Source organism: Streptomyces sp. NPDC056987, from assembly GCF_042673865.1.
In the GTDB taxonomy this organism is placed as follows: domain Bacteria; phylum Actinomycetota; class Actinomycetes; order Streptomycetales; family Streptomycetaceae; genus Streptomyces.
In genome coordinates this window covers 1-24,477 of the sequence record NZ_JBHURV010000048.1, presented here as the reverse complement: position 1 = coordinate 24,477, position 24,477 = coordinate 1, and the positions used below count along the sequence as shown (strand labels likewise).

The 24,477-nt window shown below is 70.4% G+C and carries 23 protein-coding genes, 1 tRNA gene, 1 pseudogene and 1 riboswitch; of the genes and pseudogenes, 15 read left to right on the top strand and 10 right to left on the bottom strand.

All coding sequences use genetic code 11. From position 1 onward, the window contains the following. The first annotated feature begins 1 nt into the window (after position 1). From ACFTZC_RS36450 to ACFTZC_RS36410, 9 genes are all read left to right on the top strand, one after another. The gene (locus ACFTZC_RS36450; RefSeq protein ID WP_382897509.1) at positions 2–658 is read left to right on the top strand and encodes a SurA N-terminal domain-containing protein; all 657 of its coding nucleotides are present in this window, start codon (positions 2–4) and stop codon (positions 656–658) included. Positions 659–708: 50 nt separating this feature from the next. Continuing rightward, positions 709–1,734: a nucleoside triphosphate pyrophosphohydrolase gene (locus ACFTZC_RS36445; RefSeq protein ID WP_382897506.1), complete on the top strand. Its 1,026-nt coding sequence runs from the start codon at positions 709–711 to the stop codon at positions 1,732–1,734. Between the two features lie 94 nt (positions 1,735–1,828). Further along, positions 1,829–3,094 carry a cytochrome P450 gene (locus ACFTZC_RS36440; protein ID WP_382897503.1) on the top strand — a complete coding sequence of 422 codons (1,266 nt, stop codon included), beginning with the start codon at positions 1,829–1,831 and terminating at the stop codon, positions 3,092–3,094. Positions 3,095–3,239: 145 nt separating this feature from the next. Continuing rightward, on the top strand, positions 3,240–4,082 hold the full coding sequence (locus ACFTZC_RS36435; protein WP_382897500.1) for a transglycosylase family protein: 843 nt from the start codon (positions 3,240–3,242) through the stop codon (positions 4,080–4,082). An 877-nt stretch (positions 4,083–4,959) separates the two neighbouring features. Beyond that, positions 4,960–5,132: riboswitch (cyclic di-AMP (ydaO/yuaA leader) on the top strand. 7 nt (positions 5,133–5,139) lie between these two features. Further along, the gene (locus ACFTZC_RS36430) at positions 5,140–5,868 is read left to right on the top strand and encodes a transglycosylase family protein (protein ID WP_382897588.1); all 729 of its coding nucleotides are present in this window, start codon (positions 5,140–5,142) and stop codon (positions 5,866–5,868) included. 221 nt (positions 5,869–6,089) lie between these two features. After that, entirely contained in the window at positions 6,090–7,385 is a 1,296-nt protein-coding gene (gene eno, locus ACFTZC_RS36425; protein ID WP_382897497.1) for a phosphopyruvate hydratase, read from the top strand. Positions 7,386–7,531: 146 nt separating this feature from the next. Further along, the gene (locus tag ACFTZC_RS36420) at positions 7,532–8,005 is read left to right on the top strand and encodes a septum formation initiator family protein (protein WP_365808303.1); all 474 of its coding nucleotides are present in this window, start codon (positions 7,532–7,534) and stop codon (positions 8,003–8,005) included. Positions 8,006–8,139: 134 nt separating this feature from the next. Then, entirely contained in the window at positions 8,140–8,703 is a 564-nt protein-coding gene (locus ACFTZC_RS36415; protein WP_382897494.1) for a DUF501 domain-containing protein, read from the top strand. Next, positions 8,700–9,659 carry an exopolyphosphatase gene (locus tag ACFTZC_RS36410; protein WP_382897491.1) on the top strand — a complete coding sequence of 320 codons (960 nt, stop codon included), beginning with the start codon at positions 8,700–8,702 and terminating at the stop codon, positions 9,657–9,659. Before ACFTZC_RS36415 ends, ACFTZC_RS36410 begins: the two co-directional genes overlap by 4 nt. On the opposite strand, the pseudogene ACFTZC_RS36405 reads toward ACFTZC_RS36410, so the two are convergent. Continuing rightward, positions 9,656–9,778 (bottom strand): annotated as a pseudogene (locus ACFTZC_RS36405) (type II toxin-antitoxin system RelE/ParE family toxin); the annotation flags it as partial. The gene ACFTZC_RS36410 and the pseudogene ACFTZC_RS36405 overlap by 4 nt on opposite strands. Positions 9,779–10,169: 391 nt before the next feature. Here ACFTZC_RS36405 and ACFTZC_RS36400 point away from each other — a divergent pair. Both ACFTZC_RS36400 and ACFTZC_RS36395 read left to right on the top strand, forming a co-directional pair. After that, a complete protein-coding gene (locus tag ACFTZC_RS36400; RefSeq protein ID WP_382897489.1) occupies positions 10,170–11,558 on the top strand; it encodes an NAD(P)/FAD-dependent oxidoreductase in 1,389 nt (462 codons plus the stop codon). Between the two features lie 376 nt (positions 11,559–11,934). Continuing rightward, positions 11,935–13,233, top strand: coding sequence for a class I SAM-dependent methyltransferase (locus tag ACFTZC_RS36395; protein WP_382897486.1), 1,299 nt, complete (start codon positions 11,935–11,937; stop codon positions 13,231–13,233). Between the two features lie 221 nt (positions 13,234–13,454). On the opposite strand, the gene ACFTZC_RS36390 is transcribed toward ACFTZC_RS36395, so the two are convergent. Together ACFTZC_RS36390 and ACFTZC_RS36385 are read right to left on the bottom strand one after the other, a co-directional pair. Next, complete coding sequence (locus ACFTZC_RS36390) at positions 13,455–15,998, bottom strand: ABC transporter permease (RefSeq protein ID WP_382897483.1); 2,544 nt, start codon at positions 15,996–15,998, stop codon at positions 13,455–13,457. Between the two features lie 105 nt (positions 15,999–16,103). Continuing rightward, positions 16,104–16,874, bottom strand: coding sequence for an ABC transporter ATP-binding protein (locus tag ACFTZC_RS36385; protein ID WP_382897480.1), 771 nt, complete (start codon positions 16,872–16,874; stop codon positions 16,104–16,106). 590 nt (positions 16,875–17,464) lie between these two features. On the opposite strand from ACFTZC_RS36385, the gene ACFTZC_RS36380 reads away from it, so the two are divergent. Beyond that, positions 17,465–17,547: transfer RNA gene (locus tag ACFTZC_RS36380), tRNA-Leu, on the top strand. A 104-nt stretch (positions 17,548–17,651) separates the two neighbouring features. Next, positions 17,652–18,914, top strand: coding sequence for a tyrosine-type recombinase/integrase (locus tag ACFTZC_RS36375; protein ID WP_382897477.1), 1,263 nt, complete (start codon positions 17,652–17,654; stop codon positions 18,912–18,914). On the opposite strand, the gene ACFTZC_RS36370 is transcribed toward ACFTZC_RS36375, so the two are convergent. Both ACFTZC_RS36370 and ACFTZC_RS36365 read right to left on the bottom strand, forming a co-directional pair. Next, complete coding sequence (locus ACFTZC_RS36370; RefSeq protein ID WP_382897475.1) at positions 18,907–19,038, bottom strand: hypothetical protein; 132 nt, start codon at positions 19,036–19,038, stop codon at positions 18,907–18,909. The two genes, ACFTZC_RS36375 and ACFTZC_RS36370, sit on opposite strands and share 8 nt — an antisense overlap. An 88-nt stretch (positions 19,039–19,126) precedes the next feature. Continuing rightward, entirely contained in the window at positions 19,127–19,282 is a 156-nt protein-coding gene (locus ACFTZC_RS36365; protein ID WP_382897472.1) for a hypothetical protein, read from the bottom strand. 153 nt (positions 19,283–19,435) lie between these two features. Between ACFTZC_RS36365 and ACFTZC_RS36360 the strand changes: the two genes are divergently transcribed. Further along, positions 19,436–20,389, top strand: coding sequence for a LuxR C-terminal-related transcriptional regulator (locus ACFTZC_RS36360; RefSeq protein WP_382897469.1), 954 nt, complete (start codon positions 19,436–19,438; stop codon positions 20,387–20,389). A gap of 289 nt (positions 20,390–20,678) precedes the next feature. Beyond that, positions 20,679–20,975, top strand: a complete 297-nt coding sequence (locus ACFTZC_RS36355) for a helix-turn-helix transcriptional regulator (RefSeq protein ID WP_382897466.1) — start codon at positions 20,679–20,681, stop codon at positions 20,973–20,975. Positions 20,976–21,213: 238 nt separating this feature from the next. On the opposite strand, the gene ACFTZC_RS36350 is transcribed toward ACFTZC_RS36355, so the two are convergent. From ACFTZC_RS36350 to ACFTZC_RS36330, 5 genes are all read right to left on the bottom strand, one after another. After that, positions 21,214–21,702 carry a glycine-rich domain-containing protein gene (locus ACFTZC_RS36350; protein WP_382897463.1) on the bottom strand — a complete coding sequence of 163 codons (489 nt, stop codon included), beginning with the start codon at positions 21,700–21,702 and terminating at the stop codon, positions 21,214–21,216. A 176-nt stretch (positions 21,703–21,878) separates the two neighbouring features. Then, entirely contained in the window at positions 21,879–22,100 is a 222-nt protein-coding gene (locus ACFTZC_RS36345) for a hypothetical protein (protein WP_382897460.1), read from the bottom strand. Beyond that, positions 22,097–22,423, bottom strand: a complete 327-nt coding sequence (locus tag ACFTZC_RS36340) for a DUF6415 family natural product biosynthesis protein (protein WP_382897457.1) — start codon at positions 22,421–22,423, stop codon at positions 22,097–22,099. Before ACFTZC_RS36340 ends, ACFTZC_RS36345 begins: the two co-directional genes overlap by 4 nt. Next, a complete protein-coding gene (locus tag ACFTZC_RS36335) occupies positions 22,420–22,893 on the bottom strand; it encodes a hypothetical protein (RefSeq protein WP_382897455.1) in 474 nt (157 codons plus the stop codon). Before ACFTZC_RS36335 ends, ACFTZC_RS36340 begins: the two co-directional genes overlap by 4 nt. A gap of 171 nt (positions 22,894–23,064) precedes the next feature. Then, complete coding sequence (locus ACFTZC_RS36330) at positions 23,065–24,270, bottom strand: helix-turn-helix domain-containing protein (RefSeq protein WP_382897453.1); 1,206 nt, start codon at positions 24,268–24,270, stop codon at positions 23,065–23,067. Between the last annotated feature and the right edge of the window lie 207 nt (positions 24,271–24,477).

The following is a 24,477-nucleotide window of genomic DNA, read 5'->3' as shown; positions in this document are numbered from 1 at the left end:
TTTGCACCGCCGTCGTCGCACCGCGCTCTCCGTGTCCGTAGCCCTGCTCGCCGCGGCCCCGCTGCTCACCGCCTGCGGCGGTGAGGCCCATCCCGGAGCGGCGGCGGTCGTCGGGGGGCAGCGGATCGAGGTGTCCACGCTTCAGTCCGCGGTACGGGACGTACGGGAGGCTCAGCGGGCCACGCCCGAGTCCGCGCAGCTCATCAAGGACACCGCGCAGCTCAGCCAGGCCAAGCTGAACAGCATGATCTTCGACCGGGTGCTCCAGCGCGCCGCCGACGACGCCGGTGTCGACGTCAGCCGCAAGGAGATCCAGGAGACCCGCGCGCAGGCCGCCACGCAGTCCGGCGGGGAGCAGCAGTTCGCCGCGATGCTGCTCCAGCAGGGCGCGCTCTCCTCCGGGCAGATCGACGCGGCGATCAGCCGCGAGGTGCTGCTGAACAAGGTCGCGGGGGCGCTCGGCGCGAACACCTCGACCCCGGAGGGGCAGCAGAAGGTCCTCGCCGTGCTGACGAAGACGTCGAAGGAGATGGGCATCGACGTCAATCCGCGCTACGGGAGCTGGGACTACCAGCAGGTGCGGCTCGGCGAGACCAAGTCGCCGTGGATCACCCAGGTCACCCGCCAGGCGCCGGAACAGCAGCCCACGGACGCCTGACCGAGCAGCCCTCGCGCCACCCCGCGGGCGGCCGGAGGTAGGTTCGAGAGGTGACAGACGAAGCTTCCGCAGCTCCCGGCCGTATCGTCCTGCTGACCGCCAGCCACCGGGTCGCGCCCGGCCTGCTCTCCTGGCCCGCGTGGCAGACGCTGCACGCCGCCGACCGTGTGGTGTGCGCCGACGCCGGCCATCCCCAGCTGCCGTATCTGCGGGAGGCCGGCGTCGCGGTCGAGCATGCCGCGCCCGGCGCGCAGGACCTGGTCGACGCGTGCGCCGGCGGCCGTACCGTCGTGGTGATCCCCTCCGGCGCGGGGGACGGGACCGACGCCGAGCTGACGGACGGCCTCGCCCGGCTGGCCGGCTCGGGGCGGTTCCGGATGCCGGACCTGGAGCTGCTGCCCGGCTCGTACGACCTGCCGGGCGCCCGGCTCCTCGATCTCGTCCAGGTCATGGACCGGATCAGGAAAGAGTGCCCGTGGGCCTCGGGCCAGACCCACAAGGGACTCGCCAAGTACGCCATCGAGGAGGCGTACGAACTGGTCGAGGCGATCGAGGACGGCGACGCGGACGAGCTGCGCGAGGAGCTGGGGGATGTCCTGCTCCAGGTTGTCTTCCATGCCCGGATCGCCGAGGAGGGCCCGGTGGGCCCGGCAGGGGACGCAGGGGAGGACGAGGAGGAGAGCGGGGCGTTCTCCATCGATGACGTCGCGGGCACGATCGTGGAGAAGCTGATCCACCGCCACCCTCATGTCTTCGGCGACGCGAGCGTCGACACCCCGGAGGAGGTCAAGGCGCAGTGGATCCGGATGAAGGCGGTCGAGAAGCGCCGTACGTCGGTCACCGACGGGGTACCGCTCGGTCAGCCGGGGCTCGCCCTCACCGCGAAGCTCGCGAGCCGCGCCCGTACCGCCGGTCTTGAGGTCGCGCTTCCGGAGGGTGAGTCCATCGGGTACGAGCTGCTGGCCCTGGCCGTACGGGCGGACGCGGCGGGCGTCGACCCGGAGACGGCGCTGCGCGCGGCGGCGCGTGTATATAGGGACAGGATCCTGGCCGCCGAGCGCGCGCCGGGCGCGTAGCCGTCGGGCGCCGCAACGCACCGGGCGTACCGGCGCCGGACGGCGTACGCGGGCCGGGCGGTGGGGGCCGTTCGGGGGCGGTTACGGTCGGGGCGTGTCCGATGCGTCCGAGAAACTTGCGAACAGCGCCGCTCCCACCCTCTTCACCTGGGAGTTCGCCACCGACCCTTACCCCGCGTACGCCTGGCTGCGGGAACACGCCCCCGTGCACCGCACCGAGCTGCCCAGCGGGGTCGAGGCATGGCTCGTGACCCGGTACGGGGACGCCCGGCAGGCGCTCGCCGACGCGCGGCTCTCCAAGAATCCGGTGCACCACGCCGAGCCGGCGCACGCCCGGGGGAAGACGGGCATCCCTGGGGAGCGCAAGGCGGAGCTGATGACGCACCTGCTCAACATCGACCCGCCCGACCACACCCGGCTGCGGCGGCTGGTGTCCAAGGCGTTCACGCCGCGTCGCGTCGCCGAGTTCGCCCCGCGCGTACAGGAGCTGACCGACCGTCTCATCGACGGCTTCGCCGAGCGGGGCAGCGCGGACCTCATCCACGAGTTCGCGTTCCCGCTCCCGATCTACGCGATCTGCGATCTGCTCGGGGTGCCGCCCGAGGACCAGGACGACTTCCGGGACTGGGCGGGCATGATGATCCGTCATGCGGGCGGGCCGCGCGGCGGGGTCGCGCGGGCGGTCAAGAAGATGCGCGGCTATCTGGCCGAACTCATCCACCGGAAAAGAGAGAATCCCGGCGACGACCTGATCTCCGGTCTGATCCGGGCCAGTGACCACGGTGAGCATTTGACCGAGAACGAGGCCGCGGCGATGGCCTTTATCATTCTGTTCGCCGGTTTTGAGACGACGGTGAATCTCATCGGCAATGGCATGTACACGCTTATGCGAAATCCGGCCGAACGGGAACGCCTGCAGAGTTCCCTGGCGGCCGGTGAGACGGGTCTGCTGGCGACCGGCGTCGAGGAACTGCTCCGCTACGACGGCCCGGTGGAGATGGCGACCTGGCGGTACGCCACCGAGCCGCTGACTCTGGGTGGGCAGCGGATCGCGGCAGGTGACCCCGTTCTCGTCGTGCTGGCCGCGGCCGACCGCGACCCCGAGCGCTTCCGCGACCCCGACGCGCTCGACCTCGGGCGCCGTGACAATCAGCACCTCGGGTACGGGCACGGCATCCACTACTGCCTCGGCGCGCCGCTCGCCCGCGTGGAAGGGCAGACCGCGATCGCCACGCTTCTGAAACGGCTTCCGGATGTGCGGCTTTCGGAAGAACCTTCCGATTTGCGGTGGCGTGGCGGGCTCATCATGCGGGGATTGCGCACGCTTCCGGTGCAGTTCACGCCATTGTCCGGCCGATAATTTTACTGACGCATCGTCAATACTGTGACTTTCACGTGATCTCTGCTGCATCGACTTGTGACAAGCATTCGAGTACCGCTACGTTCACGTCGACCCGGTAACACCATGCCGGAGTTGAATTGACTGTCACACGGAAGGCAACCGCATGTCCGGGAACGGCCGACACCGTCGACCTCGTCAGGCCCCAGCTCTTCTCGTCGCCGCCGGGGTGGCCGGATCCGCGATCGCGATCCCGTTGCTCGGAGCCGGCGCCGCCAGCGCGGCGGACTCCTCGACCTGGGACCGCGTGGCGGGGTGCGAGAGCGGCGGCACGTGGAGCGCGAACCTCGGTAACGGGTACTACGGCGGGCTCCAGATGTCCCAGGAGACCTGGGACGAGTTCGGGGGCGGCGACTACGCCGAGCGCCCCGACCTGGCCAGCCGCTCGCAGCAGATAGCCGTGGCCGAGAAGGTCTTCGAGGCCCAGGGGGCGAAGGCGTGGTCCAGCTGCGCCGCCGTCTCCGGGCTGACGGAGGCGGTCGGCGGTGCGGTCGGCGGCATCGTGGAGGGGGTGACGGGTGGCGGCAACAGCACCGACCCGTCCGGTACCCCGTCGGGCAGCCCCTCCGGGGACGCCTATCCGTCCGGTGACGCCGTGACGGACCCGGGCGCGGAGGCGGGCGCGGACGGCAAGACCTCCCCGGAACCCAGCACCAGCCCGAGCCCGGGTGCCACCGGCTCCGCGGCCGGTACGGACGACGCCGAGGGCAAGGACGAGGCGTCCAAGGGCAAGCACCGCGGCCAGGCGGCCGACGAGAGCGCCTCGCCGGGCACCGCGGACGAGGAGCGCGCCTCGGGCAGCCGCGCCTCCCGCGGGGCGGGCGGAGCCCGTGACGGGGCCGGGCTCACGGACGGTGTGGAGCGCGAGGTCGAGAAGGTCGTCACCACGGTCGGCGGCCACCTCTCCCTGGCGACCGGCGGGCAGAAGGTCGTCGGCGGCTGGGTCTGAGCAGCCGGCAGCCCGGCAGCAAGTCCTGGGAAGCCGCGCCTCCACGACGGGGGCGCGGCTTCCGCGTTCCCGGAGCCGTCCCGAAGCGTCCCGAAGCCGTCCCCGAGCCGTCGTCGAGCCGCCCCTGAGCCGCCGCCCACCGGGCCCGTACGCGCGGCTTCCCGGCCGCCGTACGCACGGCTCCCGGCCCCGGAGGCGTTGGCCCCGCTGTGACCCGCGCCGGGCCGTAGCGCCCCGTTGCAGCGCCCCGCCGTAGGGCCGGGGGCGAGTGACGCCAGAGCCGGAGGGGACGAACGGAGCGAGAGGCTCCAGGGCTGTAGTCAGTGACTCCTGGGTCGGAGTGGGCGACCGGCGTGAGCGAGCCCGGCCCCCGGGCCCATGGCGGAACGGGTGACTCCGGCGCCGGGCCCGCGACCGGAACGGATGACTCCGCGACCGGAAGGGGTGACTCCGCGACCGGAGCCAGAAGTTCCCCGAATCGGAGCGCCCCGCTCCACCGCCGGAGCGGGGGAGTCCGGAACCGGTGCGGGCGAGTGCCGTTGAACGGCGCCCCGTTGACGCCTCCTCGGCTGCGTCCGTACTGGCCAGAGCCTCCGATCTCCGCCCGGAACGCGGGCAGTTAGCGACCGTATGTCCACTTCTGCGCAAGTGAGACAAGGGTCTCTTTGCCGCAACTCGGGCTCTTCGCCTCGCCCGTTGATCGAATCCGGTTCCCACCTGCGGAAACGTATTGTCCCTCGGAGGAGGTAAGGGCGTTTTTTCCTGGATGTGCTCCTTTGAACAACCGGCAGGGCTGTGATTACGGTCTGAACCGCTCGCACCGCGGGCCTCGTCGACCGTCACGCCGAATCCTGCCGTCGGTCGGGGGGAGTAATCGTCGCTTCGAGCGCCGAAGGCAGGAGCGGGGGACCCATAGGTTTGCGCCGGGCCCGGCCGTCGAGAGACGGGCGGTGACCGGCTAGGGGTGAAGCCGCGTGTGCGAACACGCGGCCGGGCAACTCATTGGCCCGAACCCGACAGCTCACCTCGTAGGCGTCGGTGAGGAGATGTGTTCATGCTGCTGCGTTCCAGCAAGGCCAAGCACCGCCGCCCGTCCATGGCCGTCCGCTACGCCACCCTCGCCGGGATCACCGGCGCGGCCGTCGCGGCTCCGCTGATCGGTGCCACCGCCGCCTCCGCCGCCACCGCCTCCGAGTGGGACCGGGTCGCCCAGTGCGAGTCCGGGGGCAACTGGTCGATCAACACGGGCAACGGCTTCTACGGCGGCCTGCAGTTCACCCCTTCCACCTGGGCCGCGTACGGCGGTACCGCCTACGCCCCCCGCGCCGACCAGGCCTCCAAGTCCCAGCAGATAGCCGTCGCCGAGAAGGTCCTCGCGGGCCAGGGCAAGGGCGCCTGGCCGAGCTGTGGCGTGGGCCTCTCGGGCGCCGCGTACAGCGGCGGCTCGGGCTCCGGTTCCAGCTCCGGCAGCTCCAGCTCCGGTTCCTCCAGCTCGGACAACAGCGGTTCCAGCAACTCCGGTACGCAGAAGTCCGCCCCCACCCGGCAGGCGCAGCCGCAGCAGTCGACCCGTGACGAGGCGCAGCCGGCCTCGCGCGGCCAGAGCCGTCCGTTCACGATCAAGAAGGGGGACGGCGAGTACAAGGTCAAGTCCGGCGACACCCTCTCCAAGATCGCCACTGCCCAGAAGGTCAAGGGCGGCTGGAAGAAGGTCTTCGACCTGAACAAGGACATCGTCCGTGACGCGGACGTCATCTACCCGGGTCAGCAGCTCCACCTGCGCTGACCCCCTCTCCCCGGCCCGGCGCGTCACCCCCGTACGCGCCGGGCCGGGCCCCGTTCCCGCCGCTGCCCGCCATCCGGTCCCGCTACCGGCGGGTAGCGGCGGTCCGTGCGAGCGGGAGTGTCTTAGGGGGCGGGCACCGGCTGGCCGATGACCCGGAGCCGGTTAGGCTCATGTCGCAAGGCCAAGAGACCCTGCACCCACGCGTCACATCCCAGAAGGAGATGCTCGTGCCGTCCATCGACGTCGTCGTAGCCCGGGAAATCCTCGACTCCCGAGGCAACCCCACGGTCGAGGTCGAGGTCGGCCTCGACGACGGCAGCACCGGTCGTGCTGCCGTCCCCTCCGGTGCCTCCACCGGTGCGTTCGAGGCCGTCGAACTCCGCGACGGAGACGCCAGCCGCTACCTGGGCAAGGGTGTCGAGAAGGCCGTCCTCGCCGTCATCGAGCAGCTCGGCCCGGAGCTGGTCGGGTACGACGCCACCGAGCAGCGCCTCATCGACCAGGCGATGATCGACCTGGACGCCACCGAGAACAAGGGCTCGCTGGGCGCCAACGCCATCCTCGGTGTCTCGCTCGCCGTCGCGCACGCCGCCTCCGAGGCGTCCGACCTCCCGCTCTTCCGCTACCTGGGCGGCCCGAACGCGCACCTGCTGCCCGTTCCGATGATGAACATCCTGAACGGTGGCTCGCACGCCGATTCGAATGTCGACATCCAGGAATTCATGATCGCCCCGATCGGCGCGGAGTCCTTCTCCGAGGCGCTGCGCTGGGGCGCCGAGGTCTACCACACGCTCAAGAAGGTCCTGAAGCAGAAGGGCCTCTCCACCGGTCTCGGCGACGAGGGCGGCTTCGCGCCCAACCTGGAGTCCAACCGCGCCGCGCTCGACCTCATCCTTGAGGCGATCAAGGAGGCCGGTTACGTCCCGGGCCGCGACATCGCGCTCGCGCTCGACGTCGCCGCGTCCGAGTTCTACAAGGACGGCAGCTACGAGTTCGAGGGGAAGTCGCGCTCGGCCGCCGAGATGACCGAGTACTACGAGGAGCTGGTCGACGCCTACCCGCTCGTCTCCATCGAGGACCCGCTCTTCGAGGACGACTGGGCCGGCTGGAAGGTCATCACCGACAAGCTGGGCTCCAAGGTCCAGATCGTCGGCGACGACCTCTTCGTCACCAACCCGGAGCGCCTCGCCCGCGGCATCGAGGAGGGCTCGGCCAACGCCCTGCTGGTCAAGGTCAACCAGATCGGCTCGCTGACCGAGACGCTGGACGCCGTCGAGCTGGCCCAGCGCAACGGCTTCAAGTGCATGATGTCCCACCGCTCCGGTGAGACCGAGGACGTCACGATCGCCGACCTCGCGGTGGCCGTGAACTGCGGTCAGATCAAGACCGGCGCCCCGGCCCGCTCGGACCGCGTCGCCAAGTACAACCAGCTGCTGCGCATCGAGGAGATCCTCGACGACGCGGCGGTGTACGCGGGCCGCAGCGCGTTCCCGCGCTTTCGCTCCGCGAACAATTAAGAGGATGCGTTCCTCCAACGGCTGAGAGAACACGCAGCGCGTAACCCGTACCCTCGCGGGCGCTCATCCGCCCGTCGTACGGACGTCCCCGGCCGCGGTCCCGTACCGTGTCCGGGGACGTCCGTACATGACAGGGGAGGCGGGCCATGGCCGGGAACCGGGACCGGTTCTCCACCTCGACCAGGCTGCGGCTGCTCGGTGAGCAGACCGCGGCGCGGGTCTACCGCTCGCAGAACCGCAGGCAGGACCGCCGCTCCCGGCTCACGGGACGCGCGGCCTTCCTCGCGCTGGTCGTCTGCACCCTGGTGGTGGCGCTCGCGTATCCGATGCGGGAGTACGTGTCGCAGCGAAACGAGATCGCCGAGCAGGAGCGGCTGAGCCAGGAGGCGCAGCGGCGCGTGGCGGAGCTGCGCGACGAGAAGGCGCGGCTCCAGGACGACGCGTACGTCGAGCGGCTGGCCCGTGAGCACCTGCACTACCTGCGGCCGGGGGAGACGGGCTTCACCGTCATCGACCCGGAGGCGGCGCGGGAACGGCGCGAGGACGAGGGGGCGGCGGACCGCCCCTGGTACTCGAACGTCCTGGACGGGGTGGACGAGGCGGACCGCCCCGGCACGTAGGTTCGTAGGCACGTGCACGGACGCACCCGTACATACGTATTACGTGTACGGACGCACCCGCCCGGCTCATCCCACCCCCACCCCCGCCCCACCCCCCGCACGACATGAATCCGGAACGGCAGAACCAGGCAGGCATGAAGACGCCCCCTCCGCAGACCGCACGCACCGAGCCCACCGAGGCGGACGTCGCCGCCTTCAAGGAGCAGCTCGGCCGCCCGCCGCGCGGGCTGCGCGCCATCGCGCACCGCTGCCCCTGCGGGCAGCCGGACGTGGTCGAGACCGCCCCGCGGCTCCCCGACGGCACCCCCTTCCCGACGACGTACTACCTGACGTGCCCGCGCGCGGCCTCGGCCATCGGCACGCTGGAGGCGAACGGTGTCATGAAGGAGATGACCGAGCGCCTCGCGACCGACCCCGAGCTGGCCGCCGCGTACCGCGCGGCGCACGAGGACTATCTCGCGCGGCGCGACGCCATCGAGGTGCTGGAGGGCTTCCCCAGCGCGGGCGGCATGCCGGACCGGGTGAAGTGCCTGCATGTGCTGGTCGGCCACTCGCTGGCGGCGGGGCCGGGGGTGAACCCGCTGGGGGACGAGGCGCTGGCGATGCTGCCGGAGTGGTGGGCGAAGGGCCCGTGCGTCACGCCGTGCGCCGGCGCCGCCGGGACGGAGCCGGCGGCGGAAGGGGGCCCGGCGTCATGACCAGGGTCGCGGCCATCGACTGCGGTACGAACTCGATCCGCCTGCTCGTCGCGGACATCCACCCGGAAACGGGCGAACTGGTCGATCTCGACCGGCGGATGACGATCGTCCGGCTCGGCCAGGGCGTCGACCGGACCGGCCGGCTCGCGCCGGAGGCGCTGGAACGTACGTTCGCCGCCTGCCGGGAGTACGCGGCGGTCATCGCGGAGCACGGCGCGGAGCGGATCCGCTTCGTGGCCACGTCCGCGTCGCGTGACGCCGAGAACCGCGACGAGTTCGTGCGCGGGGTGGTGGACATCCTGGGCGTGGAGCCCGAGGTGATCACCGGCGACCAGGAGGCGGCCTTCTCCTTCACCGGCGCCACGAAGGAACTGCCGGGGCGGGACAGCTACCTCGTGGTGGACATCGGCGGCGGCTCCACCGAGTTCGTCGTCGGCGACGACCGGGTGCGGGCGGCGCGGTCGGTGGACATCGGCTGCGTACGGCTGACGGAGCGCCATCTCGTACGGGACGGAGAGGTCCTCGACCCGCCGACGCCCGCCGCGACCGCCGCGGTCCGCGCCGACATCGAGGCGGCCCTCGACCTCGCCGAGGAAGCCGTCCCGCTGCGCGAACCCCGCACGCTGGTCGGCCTGGCCGGCTCGGTGACGACGGTGGCCGCGATCGCGCTGGGCCTGGACACGTACGACTCCGAGCGGATCCACCGCTCCCGCATCCCCTACGGCCGCGTCAAGGAGATCACCGACCACCTCCTCGTCGCCACCCACGCGGAACGGGCCGCGATCCCCGTGATGCACCCGGGCCGGGTCGACGTGATCGGCGCGGGCGCCCTCGTCCTGCTCGCGATCATGGAGCGCACCGGCGCCCAGGAGGTCGTCGTCAGCGAGCACGACATTCTGGACGGCATCGCCTGGAGTGCCGCACTCGACGACGAGTCACCTCAGATGTCGCGCTAGATGTCGCGGTGGACGTCGCGCCGGTCGCCGACCTTGACGACCAGGATGACGAGCGCGTCGTCCTCGATCCGGTAGGCGACCCGGTAAGTGCCGACTCGTAGCCGCATCAGGTGGACCTGAACGGGCGTGCGCCGGGGGGTGTTCCGCGCTGTCGGGGCGCCCCTCGGTCACCTTGGCGAGAAAGTTCGTGAACTTCTTCACAAGGAAATCGCGTCTCCCGGGGGCTGTGCTCGGCCGGGAGGCCCCGCGGTGAGGGGTGCGCGCCGCACGCACCCTTATACCGGGTGGTTCCGGACGCGTCGCGATGGCGTGAACCGTGTGGCCGGTTCGGTCCGGGGGTAGGTGCTGAGGGCCAGCTCACAGGGGGTGGGCAACGTCCAAACCCACCGCCTGGTTCCCCCGGGCGCCATGACCTCGATCACGTGGGCCGCGGAGTGTAGCACAAGGGGGGTCAGACCTTGTGAAGGGGCTCACGAGCACCCCCTCCGAGGGGGGTGGATACTCGATGGCATGAGCACCACGGAGCGTCCCAGGATCCTCGTTGTAGGCGGTGGGTACGTAGGCCTGTACGCAGCTCGTCGCATTCTGAAGAAGATGCGCTACGGGGAGGCGACCGTCACGGTCGTCGACCCCCGCTCGTACATGACGTACCAGCCCTTCCTCCCCGAAGCCGCCGCCGGCAGCATTTCGCCTCGGCATGTCGTCGTCCCGCTGCGACGCGTGCTGCCCAAGGCTGAGGTGCTCACCGGCCGGGTCACCACCATCGACCAGGACCGCAAGGTCGCCACGGTCGCGCCGCTCGTCGGCGAGTCCTACGAGCTGCCCTTCGACTACCTCGTCATCGCGCTCGGCGCGGTCTCCCGTACCTTCCCGATCCCCGGCCTCGCCGAGCAGGGCATCGGCATGAAGGGCATCGAGGAGGCCATCGGCCTGCGCAACCACGTCCTGGAGCAACTCGACAAGGCTGACTCGACGACGGACGAGGAGGTCCGCCGCAAGGCGCTGACCTTCGTCTTCGTGGGCGGCGGCTTCGCCGGCGCGGAGACCATCGGTGAGGTCGAGGACCTGGCGCGCGACGCGGCCAAGTACTACACGAACGTCAAGCGCGAGGACATGCGCTTCCTGCTCGTGGACGTCGCCGACAAGATCCTCCCCGAGGTCGGCCCGAAGCTGGGCGCCTGGGGCAAGGAGCACCTGGAGGCCCGCGGCGTCGAGGTCTACCTCAAGACCGGCATGGACTCCTGCGTCGACGGTCACGTCGTGCTCAACAACGGCCTTGAGGTCGACTCCAACACCATCGTGTGGACCGCCGGCGTCAAGCCGAACCCGGCGCTCGCCCGCTTCGGTCTGCCGCTCGGCCCCCGCGGCCACGTGGACACCAGCGAGAAGCTCCAGGTCCAGGGCACCGACTACATCTGGGCCGCGGGCGACAACGCCCAGGTCCCGGACCTCGTCGGCCGCAAGGCCGGCAACCCGAACGCCTGGTGCCCGCCCAACGCCCAGCACGCGCTGCGCCAGGCCAAGGTCCTCGGCGACAACGTCATCTCGGGCATGCGCGGCTTCCCGCAGGGCGACTACAGCCACGCCAACAAGGGCGCGGTCGCCGGTCTCGGGGTCCACAAGGGCGTCGCGATGATCGTCGTCGGCAAGATGAAGATCAAGTTCAAGGGCCGGCTGGCCTGGTACGCGCACCGTGGCTACCACGGTCTGGCCATGCCGACCTGGAACCGCAAGATCCGGGTCTTCGCCGACTGGACGCTCGCGATGTTCCTCAAGCGCGAGGTCGTCTCGCTCGGCGCCATGGAGACGCCGCGCGAGGAGTTCTACGAGGCCGCGAAGCCGACCCCGGCGCCCGCCGCCGCGTCGGCCGCGCCCGCCGAGAAGGCCAAGGCGTCCTGACGGCGTAACGTACGGAAAGGGCCGTCCGCCATCCGTGGTGCGGACGGCCCTTCCGCATGCCCGCGGCCCCTTCCGCGGGGCTGTGCGGCGCACTCGCGGCACGCCGGCTGCGGTAGGCCCGCGCCATGCGTCCGCCGTACGCGGGTCGCTCCGACGGACCAGCAGCCCCGTTCTGGATCTTCGCGCCCCGGGCGGGCCGGAGAGGGGTACCGGGCGGGGGTACGGGGCGGGGGTGCGGGCCGTATCCGGGCAAAGTGCGTGGTGGATGCAAGTATTTTGCTCTCTCATTGCCCGCCACCGGGACTGCATCCGTACCCGAGCGGTGTTTACGTGGTGTTGAGCATGTCCGGTATCCACCACCACGGAGGTGTACGCCATGGCCGACGCCGCGCTGCGGCTGACCACTCTTGCCGAAGAGTTGCTGGGGGCTCCGCTCCCGGTCCGTATCCGGGCTTGGGACGGCAGCGAATCGGGCCCTCCCGGCGCACCCACCCTGATCATCCGTCACCGCCGTGCTCTGCGCCGTCTCCTCTGGAAACCCGGCGAACTGGGCCTCGCGCGCGCCTGGGTCGCCGGGGAGATCGATGTCGACGGCGATCTGTACGCGGTGCTCGAACGTCTCGCCGGGCTCATCTGGGAGCACGACGGCGACGAAGGACCCAAGGTCCATCCCGTACGCGACCCCCGGATGCGCGCCGCGGCCCGCGGGCTCGTGGAGATCGCGGGTCCCTGGCCGCCGCCCGCACCGCCCGGCGAGGAGATCCGGCGGCGCCGCGGCGGGGCGCACACCAAGCGCCGCGACAAGGAGGCGATCAGCCACCACTACGACGTGGGCAACGACTTCTACGCACTCGTCCTCGGCCCGTCCATGGTCTACTCCTGCGCCTACTGGGACGCGGGCCCCGGCTTCACCCTCGAAGACGCGCAGCGCGACAAGCTCGACCTGATCTGCCGCAAGCTCGGCCTCCAGGAGGACGACCGGCTCCTCGACGTCGGCTGCGGCTGGGGCTCCATGGCCATCCACGCGGCCCGCGAGTACGGTGCCCGGGTCACCGGGATCACCCTCTCCCGGGAGCAGGCCGCGTTCGCCCGTAAGCGCATCGCGGAGGAGGGGCTGACGGACCGCATCGAGATCCGGGTCCAGGACTACCGGGACGTCAGGGACGGCCCGTACGACGCGATCTCCTCCATCGGGATGGCCGAGCACGTGGGCTCGGTCCGGTACCGGGAGTACGCCGACGACCTCTACGGCCTGCTCAAGCCGGGCGGCCGGCTGCTGAACCACCAGATCGCCCGGCGGCCCGAGCCGGACGAGGGGCAGTACCGGATCGACGACTTCATCGACGCGTACGTCTTCCCCGACGGCGAACTGGCGCCGCTCGGCCGTACCGTGTCCACCCTGGAGGAAGCGGGCTTCGAGGCCCGCGACGTCGAGTCGATCCGGGAGCACTACGCGCTCACCCTGCGCCGCTGGGTGGCCAATCTGGAGGAGCACTGGGCGGAGGCGGTGCGCGCGACCTCCGCGGGCCGGGCGCGCGTCTGGCGCCTCTACATGGCCGCGTCCGCGCTCTCCTTCGAGCGCAACCGCATCGGCGTCAACCAGATCCTGGCCGTCCGGCCCGCGGACGGCGGCGTGTCCGGGCTGCCGCTGCGGGCCCGCCTCTGGGGCACCTGAGCCACCACCGCACCGGCACCACCGCACTGGCACCACCGCACTGGCACCACCGCACTGCTGCCGACCGCTGCCACCACCGTACGTCTGTCATCGCCGTAGGTCGTCGTGCGTTGACATGGGCCGGGCCCCTGGAGATGTTCCAGGGGCCCGGCCTGTCCGTCCGTACGCCGTCCGTTACGCCGTCCGTTACGCGGTCCGTGCGCCGTCCGCGTGGCGCTCCGCTACTCGGTCTTGATCGCCGTCAGCATGTTGAGCTTCGCGGCGCTGCGGGCCGGCCAGAGCGACGCCAGGACACCCACCAGCCCGGCCAGCGCCAGGAAGAGCGCGATCCTGTCCCACGGCAGGACCAGCTCGTACCCCGGCAGCGAGCCCTTGATCGTCTGGCCGATCGCCCAGGCCAGGAAGGTACCGAGGCCGATGCCGACCAGCGCGCCGAAGAGCGAGATCACCACGGCCTCCAGCCGGATCATCCGCTTCACCCTGCGCCGGTCCAGACCGATCGCGCGCAGCATGCCGATCTCCTGCTGACGCTCGAACACGGACATCGCCAGGGTGTTGATGACCCCGAGGACCGCGATGATCAGCGCCATCGCCAGCAGTCCGTACATGATGTTCAGCGCGGTGCTGATGAAGCCGCTGTACTCGTTCCTGATGTCCTGCTGGTCCATCACCTTGATCGCCGGGTTCTTGCCCAGGGCGTCCACGAGGGCCTGCTCGCGGGCGGCGCCGGCGCCGCCGTCGGTCTTCACCCACACCTCGCGGATGAAGGGGTTGATCTCGTGCGGGTTGGCCAGCTCCTTCGAGATCAGCAGCGGGGAGACGAACTCGTTGCTCCGGTAGATCGCGCCGACCTTGAGGTCCGCCGACTTCCCGTCGACGTACTTCACCGTGACCGTGTCACCGGTCTTCCAGCCCTTCGACTTCGCGGTGTCCTCCTCGACCGCGATCGCGTCGCCGGAGAGCGAGTTCAGCGAGCCGGAGACCGTGGGGAGGTTGATGAGCTTCTCGATGGCCCCGGCGGTGACCGCGGAGACCGGGAAGGGCTCGCCCTTGATCTCCAGGTCGACCGCCTGCTGCGGGGAGGCCGCGGCGACCCCGGACGCCTTCTCCAGCGCGGCCGGCACGCTCGGGTCGAGCGGACTGCCGTTGGCCATCGAGACCATGTAGTCGGCCTTGATGTTGTCCGTGGTCATCTTGTCGATGGCCTGGCCGAGCGTGACACCGAGGATGGTGAGGCCGGTGACCAGGGTGAGCCCGATGGCCAGCGCGGAGGCGGTGGCTCCGGTACGCCGCGGGTTACGGACGGCGTTCTGGCTCGCCAGCTTGCCCGACACCCCGAAGGCGCCTATGAGCAGCGGCCGTACGAGTGCGATGACCGGCCGGGACAGCAGCGGGATCAGCACGATGACGCCGATCATCGCGATGAACGCGCCCCCGCCGAGGAGGAACCGGCCGTCGGAGCCCTGTGAGGCGCCCGCCAGGATCCCCGCGGTGCCGATCAGGGCGATGAAGCCGCCGATGGAGTTGCGGATGACGAGGGACTTGGTGGTGGCCACGGCGTGCACGCTGCTCATCGCCGCCACCGGCGGGATCTTCGCGGCCCGGCGGGCGGGCAGCCAGGCGGCGATCACGGTGATCAGCACGCCGACGGCGAGCGCGGACCCGATCGCGGTCGGGGAGACGACGAGCGGTCCACCCGGTATCTTCGCGCCGAACGCGCCCATCAGGCCGCGCAGTCCGACGGCCAGACCGAGCCCGAGGGCGAAGCCGACCACCGAGGCGATGATCCCGACGAGCGTCGCCTCGATCAGCACGGAGCGCTTGACCTGACGGCGGGAGGCGCCGACGGCGCGCAGCAGCGCCAGCTCCTTGGTCCGCTGGGCGACCAGCATGGTGAAGGTGTTGGAGATCAGGAAGACGCCGACGAACAGGGCGATGGCTGCGAAGGCCAGCAGCAGCTGGTTGAGGCTGGAGAGACCCCTCTCGATGCTCGCCGCCTGCTCCTCGGCCAGCGCCTGGCCGGTCTGCGCCTCGGCGTTCTCCGGGAGGAGCTTCTTGATCCCGGAGAGGAGCGCGGCGTCGGAGGCGCCGGACGCGGCGGTGACGGTGGCGTCCCGGTAGTAGCCGGGCTCCACGTAGAGCTTCTGGGCGGCCTCCGTGGTGAAGAGGACGAGGCTGCCGCCCGCGTTGACCGCGCCGTCCTCGGTGGTGAAGACACCGGAGAGGGTGTACTCCTTCACCGGCGCGTTGGTGGCGACCCGTACGGTGTCGCCGACCTTGTACTCACCCTTGGTCGCGGTCTCCCGGTCGAGCGCGATCTGGTTGTCCTCGCGAGGGCCCGAGCCCTCGGTGAAGGTGTACGCGGCGTCCTGGCCGTTCTCGCCGGGCGCGAAGTTGGCGCCGGTGTTGGTCCAGCCGTTGCCGATCAGGTTGCCGTCGGGGTCGGCGACCCCGGCGAAGCCGTCGGCGCGCCCGGTGACGGTGGCGACCCCGTCGAGGGCTCCGATCCGGTCCATGGTGGCCTGGCTGAGGCCCGGTCCGTCCTTGCGGGCCTCCTGGTCGTCGCTCTCGCGGGCGTCGTAGGAGTGGACGGAGACGGCGACGTCCTTGTAGCTCTTCGCCGACTGGTTGCGGAAGGCGTTGCCGAGGGTGTCGGTGAAGACCAGGGTGCCGGAGACGAAGGCGACGCCGAGCATGACGGCGAGCACGGTCATCAGCAGCCTGGCCTTGTGCGCGAGCACAGTGCGCAGGGCGGTACGGAACATGGTGGAAGTCCTGGTGAAGGTGGGCCGGACGGACGGGACGGGTTACGGCGCGGGACGCACGGACGTACGGCGTACGGACGTACGGTCAGGAAGGCGGGCGCCGGCTCAGCTGGTGCGGCCCTTGGCGTCGAACGCCTTCATCCGGTCCAGCACGCCGTCCGCGGTGGGCGCGAACATCTCGTCGACGATGCGCCCGTCGGCGAGGAAGATCACCCGGTCCGCGTAGGACGCGGCCGCCGGGTCGTGCGTCACCATCACCACGGTCTGGCCCAGCTCCCGCACCGAGTTGCGCAGGAAGCCCAGCACCTCGGCGCCGGAGCGCGAGTCCAGGTTCCCGGTCGGCTCGTCACCGAAGATGATCTCGGGCTGCGAGGCGAGGGCGCGGGCGACCGCCACGCGCTGCTGCTGGCCGCCGGAGAGCTGCGTGGGCCGGTGGCCCAGCCGGTCGGCGAGGCCGATCATCGTGATGACCTGGTCCAGCCACTGCTTGTCGGGCTTGCGGCCCGCGATGTCCATGGGGAGCGTGATGTTCTCCAGGGCCGTCAGGGTCGGCAGCAGGTTGAAGGCCTGGAAGATGAATCCGATCTTGTCCCGGCGCAACTGCGTGAGCTGCTTGTCCTTCAGGGTGGACAGCTCGGTCTCGCCTATGCGTACGGAGCCGCTGCTGAAGCTGTCGAGGCCGGCCACACAGTGCATCAGGGTCGACTTGCCGGAGCCGGAGGGGCCCATGATCGCGGTGAACTCCCCCTGACGGAAGTCGACGGAGACATGGTCGAGCGCGACCACTTGGGTCTCGCCCACTCCGTAGACCTTCGAGAGATCGGAGGCGCGGGCGGCCACGGCGGTGGCACGGTCGGCGAGCGGGGTGATGGTCACGGAAGAGCACTCCTGTCGGGACGGAGACGGAACGGGGCCGGACGACGGATCCGGCGCGGGCGCCGGAACGGATCCGGCGGCGCGGACGCTACGCGGCACCGGAACTGATCCGGTGGCGCGGACGTTACGAGTGGAGGAATCCCTCCACCGGCGAACCCCTCCATCGTCGTCCCCGCCCGGCCGCCGGGGCGTCCGCCGCGATGCCCGTTCCCGTGGCCCCCTTGGGTCTGACCGCCGACGCGCGCTCTCCTCCTCCGGTATGACACCGTCCCTGAGAAGGTGCGCGTACGGTCCCGATGTGACGCCCCGTCGGCTCCCCGCCCGCCGCGCGCCCCCACCCGCGCCGGAGGCGCGCCGGCGCACGTCCGGAGCCGCGCGTGTGCCGGATCCGTGACCGGGCGGCGACTTTTCGTCATTCTCGCGTGCCTCGGTACCAGATGACCACCCGCGCCCGGCATGTGCCTATGGCTCGTTACGTGTGCTGACGCACCCTCAGACGTCAATAAAATAAGACAACATCGGGTAGGCGCTCGGCTGTTCGAGTGGTGTGTCCCGATAGGCTCCTGTGCCAACGCGGCGTTGCGCGCCTTGCCCGGATGGTGGAATGCAGACACGGCGAGCTTAAACCTCGCTGCCCCTCGGGGGCGTGCCGGTTCAAGTCCGGCTCCGGGCACATCTCGCGCCATGCGCCTTGAGCAGGGGATATGGCGGTTACTCGCCTAGATCATGTTCCTCTGTGGCCTCACCATGGCCTCACCCTGCCCTAATGTCGTCTCCATGGCTGCAGTGCAGGCGCGGGAGAACCGCGCAGGAGAGATCACCAGTTACCGCGTCAAGTGGCGTCTGGGCGGGTCGCGGGGTGGCGACTGGCAGGGCGAGACCTTCGAGGACGAGCCGTCCGCACAGGTCTTCAAGGATGCTGTGGAGGCCGCCAGCCATCAGTGGCCGGCGGGCTGGGTCAAGGGTCGCGGCTACGTCACCGCCGACATCGGGTCCGGTGACGACCGCTACCGCTTCCGGACCTACGCGACCCGGATCATCAACGACCGCACCGGCATCGAGGAGCACTACCGCAAGGCGTGCCTCGGAGACCTGGAACGGTGGATCTTCCCGACCTTCGGCGAGTGCGACGTCCGCAGCACCGAGCACTTCTCGTCGGACACGATCCGGCCGTGGGTCCGCAAGCTGGAGACCACGCTCGTCCGCCGCGGCGGCATGCCCGACGGCTCGCCCAAGATGAAGCCGATGAGTCCCAAGACCATCCGCAACCTGCACGGTTTGTTGTCCGGCATCCTGAAAGAGGCCGTCCAGTCCGAGCCGCCGCTGCGCAACCGGAACCCGTGCGAGCTCACCCGGCTGCCCAGGGTCGACGACGACGGCGCGGACGACGACGAGGACATCGAGTTCCTGACGCCCGCGGAGGTCGAGGGGATCATCAAGTGCCTGCGCTCCCGCGCCGACCAGCTGATGGTCACCATCGCCTACGGGACCGGCGTGCGGTGGGGCGAGCTGACGGCCCTCGCGCCGATGTGCGTGATCGAGTCCGGCGGCCACAGGCGCCTCCGCGTGCGGCGGGCGTGGAAGAAGGACGGCAAGGGCGGGTACTACATCGGCAAGCCCAAGACCAAGCGCTCCCGCCGCACCCTGCGGATCAGCCGCACGGTGGAGGCCGCCCTGGTCGAGCTCGGCCTCGACCGGCTGCCCGGCGACCAACTGTTCTTCACCGGCGACAAGGGCCAGCGGCTGCACTACAGCACGTTCGGCAACCACTGGCACCGGGCCGTCGCCAAGGCGAAGGCCGACGGCACCCTGCCGAAGGAGAAAAACCCCACCCCCCACGACCTCCGGCACAGCCACGCCGCCGCGCTCATCAGCGCCGGCCACGGCCTCACCTACGTTCAGCGCCGTCTGGGCCATGAGTCGATCAAGACGACGTCGGACACGTACGGCCACCTGCTCCCCGAGACCGACGACGATGCCATGGAAACGATCGAACGGAGCCTCACCGGTCAGCGCCCGCGCCTGCGCAGCGTCAGCTAGCCGGCGGCTGCTTCAGGACGCCCTCGCACCGGGCAACGGCGACCTCCGCGCGGAGCTCGTCGATCTGACGGCGCAGAGAGCGGTGCACCAGGAGCATGCCGAGCACCGTCGCGATCCCTGCCATGGCTCTGAACATCTGTCTTCCCCCATCTGGTAGATCCGGCCCGGCAGGCCATGTATGGGCCTGCCGGGCCGTTTGACGCCTGTCTTCCTCAGCCCCAGCCGACGTCGCCCTGAGGGGTCGCCTCGGGCGTGCTGACCGCCGGTGCCGGCCGTACGACCTCGTCCGCCGCAGCTGCGGAAACCGCGGCAACGCCTGCGGCAACTGCGAGCAGCAGCGTGGCAATTGCCCTCTGGAAAATGCGCATACGGACTCCTCGGTGCACATGGTCCGAACCAACGAATGTGACTGAAAGAAGACTTACATGCGCGCAGTGTGAGGCCAAGGGGGATGAGGCTGCGAGTTGACGCACGTGCGAGAATGCGCATCCCGCCAGGGATAACGAAGAGGATGGATAGGTATGCGCATGCGTGAGTCTGTAGACGGCTTCGTGCTCACGCCGGATGATCTGGACACGTATCAAGCCATCGCCGCTGGCGGTGTCGCGCCCCGGGGCAGGTCGACGGAACGTCTCGTCGCGCTGGGCCTGCTCACACCGGACCATCACGGCGACGCGCTCAGCGCTGCCGACCCGCGCACGGCGGCGCAGCAGCTTCGAACGGATACCGAGCGCGAGCTCACCAGGCTCGTAGAGCGCATGGGGCAGATCCCTCAGATCGAGCAACTCGCCACGCACTTCGACCCCTACCGGCTGTACGGCGGGCCGGGGTCGGAGTTCCTGGCGACCCGGGAGCTGATGAATGCCCGGATCGGCGAGGTCACCGCCCAGGCCTCGCTGGAGATCTATACGGCGCAGCCTGGCGGCCCCAAGGACCGCGACCCTGAGATCCGCCGCCTTGGCATCGACCGAACAGTGGGGGCGGTGAAGCGCGGCGTGGCGGTGCGCTCGATCTACAGCACGCTTACCCACGAGCACGAGCAGACGAATGCGATGGTCCGAGAGATCGTTGACTCCGGAGCCGAGGTCCGTGCCTACCGGAACACCTTCCCCCGAATGGTGATCGTCGACCAGCGGCACGCGTTCATCGACAACTACGTAGTGCAGGGGGAAGCCGATTGCGGCTGGCACGTGGTGGACCGCAGTGCTGTCGCCTGGGCCCATGCGATCTTCCTGATGCTGTGGGAGCGGGCAATCCGGTGGGACGACCTGGCGCGGACGCCCGCAGGCGTGCTGACGGAACGCCAGTCCGCGATTCTCCAGGAGCTGGCTGCGGGGTGCTCGCAGGATCAGGTTGCCGAGCGCCTGGGCCTGGCCGGCCGGACCGTCTCCAAAGAGCTGGCCGATATCCGGAAGCAGGTGGGCGCGCGAACGCTGTACCAGGTGATGGCCTGGTGGGGGCGCCGCAATCCGTGATCACTCCGAGGAGTCCGCGAGCGCGGAGCTGATCTCGTCGATGGTGGCTGAACGGGTGGCCGCCTTCGGCGCGGTCCATTCCGTGCCGCACTTCAAGGAGCGCAGGGTGCACTGGTCTTCCGTCGAAGACGTGAGGTAGCCAACTGCCCCACATCGCGTGTCGACCATGACGCGCTGGCTCGTTCGCGTGCGCCAGTTGGCCACCGGCTTCGCACCTCCGCAACCAAGATCACCTTGAAATGAATAAGCGACCGTTTGGGCACTGACTCATGATCGACACCCGCAGAGCGTGTGTCGAGTGCCTACCCGTCGTACTCCTCGTCCTGCCTGGGTGGTGGACGAGTGCCGGGCGCTCGGCCACCGCATCGCATCAGTCCGCGTAGCTGCGCAGATGTCCCAGGACGACCTGGCCGAGCGCGCAGGCGTCGAGCGCCGGTCGATCCAGCGCTACGAGTCCGGCCGCCGCGACCCGCGGTACGCGGACCTCCTGCTCATCGCCTACGCCCTCGATGTGCAGGTCGAGGATCTCGTGCGGCCGGAGCCCCGGCCGGCGTCGACGGGGGACGGCGGCCGACCGGGGCGGTAGGTGGGTCCGGCCGTAGGGCGGCCGACCTGTTCGGTGGGTCTACGAACCGGCACCGCAGCGCAGGCAGGGGATGGTGATGGGTCCGGCGCTGGTGGCCATCACGGTCGGGCCGGGGCCGGGGCACTTACGTCGGCCCGCCCGCCGGTTCCTGATCGTGCGCCACACGAGCTGGCATTTGCGGACTGCGGCCATGCGGCTTTCAGATGGACTCATACCGGCACCATAGGGGGCCAGTCGGTCAGTTCGGGCCGGATTCGCAGTTGGCCTCGCATTCGGTGTCCCCGCAGTTCGGGACGTGCTGGCATTCCGCCGACGCCTTCGGGCCGGGCTGCCACAGTTCCTCGTCGACCTGGAAGCCGGCCCCGGTGATGGCGGCCTGGGTGAACGCGAGGATGCCGGGGACATGAGGGTGCGTCGGGTTCGGGGGCTGGGGGATGTGGTGGACGAACCTGCCGCCGAGCCGGGTGCACAGGTCGGCGTAGACGCGGGTGTGGAGGATCAGGGCGTGCCAGCCCTCGTCGACCACCGGGGAGGGCGCCAGGCGTCCGCTGGAGCGGTTGGCGGCGGTCGCCACGAACGCCAGCGCCTCAACGGTGATGCGCTCGGCGAGCGTCGTCTCCATGCCGGGGTTGGCGCGCTTCACGGTGGCGGCGACGCCGGCGAACTCCTCGGCGGTCAAGAGCGAGCGGGCGTCCCGGGTACGGGTCGCCGCGGTGGTGGTACTCATAGAGGTGCCTCCCTCTTTCGGGTGGGTGGTGGAACCCGTCCCGGCCGGGATTTCCTGGCCTGGAGTCGTCGGCCGAGACGGGGGCTCAGGTGGTGCGGTAGGTGGCCCGACCGCCGGGGCGGCGGCAGCCGGGCCTGCCCGTGCGCCAGGGTGAGCACCCCGGCGGCGCACGGGAGTCAATTTCCCCGACGCCTCGCGCGCCTGGGGCTGTGTCTGGGCGGCGCTTCGTCGAGCGGCACCACCACCGTCAGCTCGGCGTCGGTCTCCGACGTCCACTCCGGCCCGCCGTGCAGCGGACGCAGCACGTAGATGCCGCTGCGGACGTCGGTGAGGACGCCGTTCCGCCCGGTGCCGGCGTCATGGACTTCATCGCCCACCCACGGCTTGCCGTCCTTCATGAGGCGGCTCCTGTCAGTGCAGCGCCGTAGTGCTCCAGCAACCAGACGCAGTCGCGGCGCAGAAGGGCCACGTGCACCTGAGCGGAGAGGGGGGCGCTCGGCACGTCGTCGGCGGCGTGGCGCCGCACTATGTCCAGGCGGGCTCGTCGGCTGCCCCACTCCAGACCGCCTCGCCACAGCCCGTCAACCTGCGTCTCGGCGGCGGGCAGCAGATCCGCGATGTGGGCCTTCAGCGCCGTAGCGGCCTCGATCAGCTCGGGGAAGCTGGCCCGTGTGTCCGAGAGTGCGACTGACGTGGCGAGGGTGGCCTCGGCGACGCTCATCGGGGCAGGCCCTGGCGATCGCGGCCGAGGTGGAGCAGCTCGGCGGCGGCGGCCGGGGAACACAGAGTGCGGGCGCCGTCGATCGGCAGGGTCCAGTGGATGCCCTCCGGGCCGGTGCGGTCCAGACGGGGCACGGGCAGGTATGCGCCGTGGCCGAGGGCGGCCGCGTGCGGGGAGTCCCAGGTCTCCGCCGCGCCGGCGGGGACGAGTGCCAGGTACCAGCCGGGCGGCGACCAAATGACGGGGCCTCCCAGCTGGGCAAGAACGGTGGCTACGGCAGACCGCTCGGGGGCGCCGGCCGCCGCGTGCACCAGGCGCTGCGGGAGCTTCACCGCGTCGAACTGGACACCCAGGGCGAGGACCGCGGGGCGGCCGTCTTCCCAGTCCCGGAACGCGGACTCGGGATCTTGGATCGTCTTCGCCAGCCACCGTTCGACCGGGGTGACGGGCGGGTGCGTGTACTGCGTCATGGCCGACTCCAGATCGGGTGCATGGAGTGCGGCGTCGGCCGTGCCTGGCGGGGATTGGCCGACGCCGCTTCATGCAGCCACGCTATGGAGCTGCCCAGTTACATCCCAGTGACGGGATGTACCAGATGGAGAGTCAATTATCGCCCGACTAGGACGCGTTGTCCTACCCGTTCACAAAGCCGGGTCGACACCGAGACGTGCCGCCAGACTTCGCAGGGGGGTGTTGCGGCGGCGCTCCGATTCCAGCATCTCCCGCACCGTGCTGGTGGCCAGCGTCTGAAACTTGATCCACTCCGGCTGGTCTTCCTCGACCTCCAGGAGCGTCTCCAAGGCGCCCTCGCAGTCTCCCGTCTGGTACTTCGCCTGGGCGACGTCGACGCGGTAGGCGGCCGAGTGCACGGGCCGAGTGATGTCGTCGACGGTGACCCCGCCCGACAAGTTCAGGGCCTCGGCCGGGTCCGGCTCCCGCCCGGCCAAAGCGACGTTGACCTGCTGAGTACGGACGTCGACGACGGAGAACGCGCTGCCGTAGGCGCGGACCGGGCCGGACCGGGTGGCCGCGGATTCGGCGAGATTGAGCAGGGCGAGGGCGTCAGCTCGGCGGTCGCGGCGGGCTGCCGGGGTCGCGGCGGCCACCAGCAGGTTCCCGTACACCGCGAGCTGCGCGGGTGTCGCGCGGCGGAAGCTGGGCTCCAGGGCGTCCGCCTTCCGCTCGGCGACGTCCTGGGCCTGCTCCCAGCGGCCCTGGCGCAGCAGGACCCAGGACAGAGTGGAGATGCCCATGCCCTCCATGAGCGGGTCGGAGGCGCGCTGCGCGGCGGCGAGCTGCTTCTCCACCGCGGCGAACGCCCAGTCCGGGTGGCCGGCCTGAGCGGCCAGGGAGGCGGCCAGTTGGTAGGCGAGCGCGAGTTGCTGCCACACTCGCTCGCTTTCGGTCTGCCGGGCCACCGCGCGGCCGTCGCGCAGGAGGATCGGCAGCGTGCTGGCGAGCGTCGAGTAGTCGCCTGCCCAGTAGTGGTTGGTGGCAGCCTTCACAGCCGCAGTCCACTCGTCGGCGTCCGGCGGGTCTTCGAGGTTGTCCTCGGCGAGGACGCCGGGCAGGGCGGTGATGTCCTGGATGGCGTCGCGCAGGGCGATGAGGCCGCCGTCGTCGGAGAGTTCTTGGGTCACGGTGGGCTGTCCTACTAGGCGCTCAAGTTGGACATCGAGCGCGCGGGCCAGCGCGCGAAGCGTGTTGATGCGCGCTGATTGCCTGACGTTCTGTTCCAGCTTGCGGATCGTGTCGACGTGGACTTCGGCGCGCTCTGCCAGTTCCTCTTGAGTGAGGTCGCGGAACTCGCGCAGGCTGCGAATACGGTCACCAATAGTGCTGTTCATACGGACCCCCGCCAGAAGGTTTGTGGATCCACGGTACTGCGAGCGGTCCTGAACACGCGAAGGCTCTCCACACCGCGCGGGCTGCGGCTGCTGGCGAGCTGACTGCGTAGCCGCATCCGGGCATGACGAAAGCGCCCCTCCGTCCGCCCCCGTACGGGGCGGACGGGGGGGCGGGTGGGGGCGGGGGCGGGGGCGGTCTGCGGGTAA

What these genes read in the sequence shown, in the direction of transcription:
- ACFTZC_RS36435 (WP_382897500.1), top strand. Translation starts at nt 3,240, where the DNA reads ATGTCCGGGAACGGCCGACACCGTCGACCTCGTCAGGCCCCAGCTCTT.
- eno (WP_382897497.1), top strand. Translation starts at nt 6,090, where the DNA reads ATGCTCGTGCCGTCCATCGACGTCGTCGTAGCCCGGGAAATCCTCGAC.
- ACFTZC_RS36420 (WP_365808303.1), top strand. Translation starts at nt 7,532, where the DNA reads ATGGCCGGGAACCGGGACCGGTTCTCCACCTCGACCAGGCTGCGGCTG.
- ACFTZC_RS36415 (WP_382897494.1), top strand. Translation starts at nt 8,140, where the DNA reads ATGAAGACGCCCCCTCCGCAGACCGCACGCACCGAGCCCACCGAGGCG.
- ACFTZC_RS36410 (WP_382897491.1), top strand. Translation starts at nt 8,700, where the DNA reads ATGACCAGGGTCGCGGCCATCGACTGCGGTACGAACTCGATCCGCCTG.
- ACFTZC_RS36400 (WP_382897489.1), top strand. Translation starts at nt 10,170, where the DNA reads ATGAGCACCACGGAGCGTCCCAGGATCCTCGTTGTAGGCGGTGGGTAC.
- ACFTZC_RS36395 (WP_382897486.1), top strand. Translation starts at nt 11,935, where the DNA reads ATGGCCGACGCCGCGCTGCGGCTGACCACTCTTGCCGAAGAGTTGCTG.
- ACFTZC_RS36390 (WP_382897483.1), bottom strand. Translation starts at nt 15,998, where the DNA reads ATGTTCCGTACCGCCCTGCGCACTGTGCTCGCGCACAAGGCCAGGCTG.
- ACFTZC_RS36375 (WP_382897477.1), top strand. Translation starts at nt 17,652, where the DNA reads ATGGCTGCAGTGCAGGCGCGGGAGAACCGCGCAGGAGAGATCACCAGT.
- ACFTZC_RS36370 (WP_382897475.1), bottom strand. Translation starts at nt 19,038, where the DNA reads ATGGCAGGGATCGCGACGGTGCTCGGCATGCTCCTGGTGCACCGCTCT.
- ACFTZC_RS36365 (WP_382897472.1), bottom strand. Translation starts at nt 19,282, where the DNA reads ATGCGCATTTTCCAGAGGGCAATTGCCACGCTGCTGCTCGCAGTTGCC.
- ACFTZC_RS36360 (WP_382897469.1), top strand. Translation starts at nt 19,436, where the DNA reads ATGCGCATGCGTGAGTCTGTAGACGGCTTCGTGCTCACGCCGGATGAT.
- ACFTZC_RS36350 (WP_382897463.1), bottom strand. Translation starts at nt 21,702, where the DNA reads ATGAGTACCACCACCGCGGCGACCCGTACCCGGGACGCCCGCTCGCTC.
- ACFTZC_RS36345 (WP_382897460.1), bottom strand. Translation starts at nt 22,100, where the DNA reads ATGAAGGACGGCAAGCCGTGGGTGGGCGATGAAGTCCATGACGCCGGC.
- ACFTZC_RS36340 (WP_382897457.1), bottom strand. Translation starts at nt 22,423, where the DNA reads ATGAGCGTCGCCGAGGCCACCCTCGCCACGTCAGTCGCACTCTCGGAC.
- ACFTZC_RS36335 (WP_382897455.1), bottom strand. Translation starts at nt 22,893, where the DNA reads ATGACGCAGTACACGCACCCGCCCGTCACCCCGGTCGAACGGTGGCTG.
- ACFTZC_RS36330 (WP_382897453.1), bottom strand. Translation starts at nt 24,270, where the DNA reads ATGAACAGCACTATTGGTGACCGTATTCGCAGCCTGCGCGAGTTCCGC.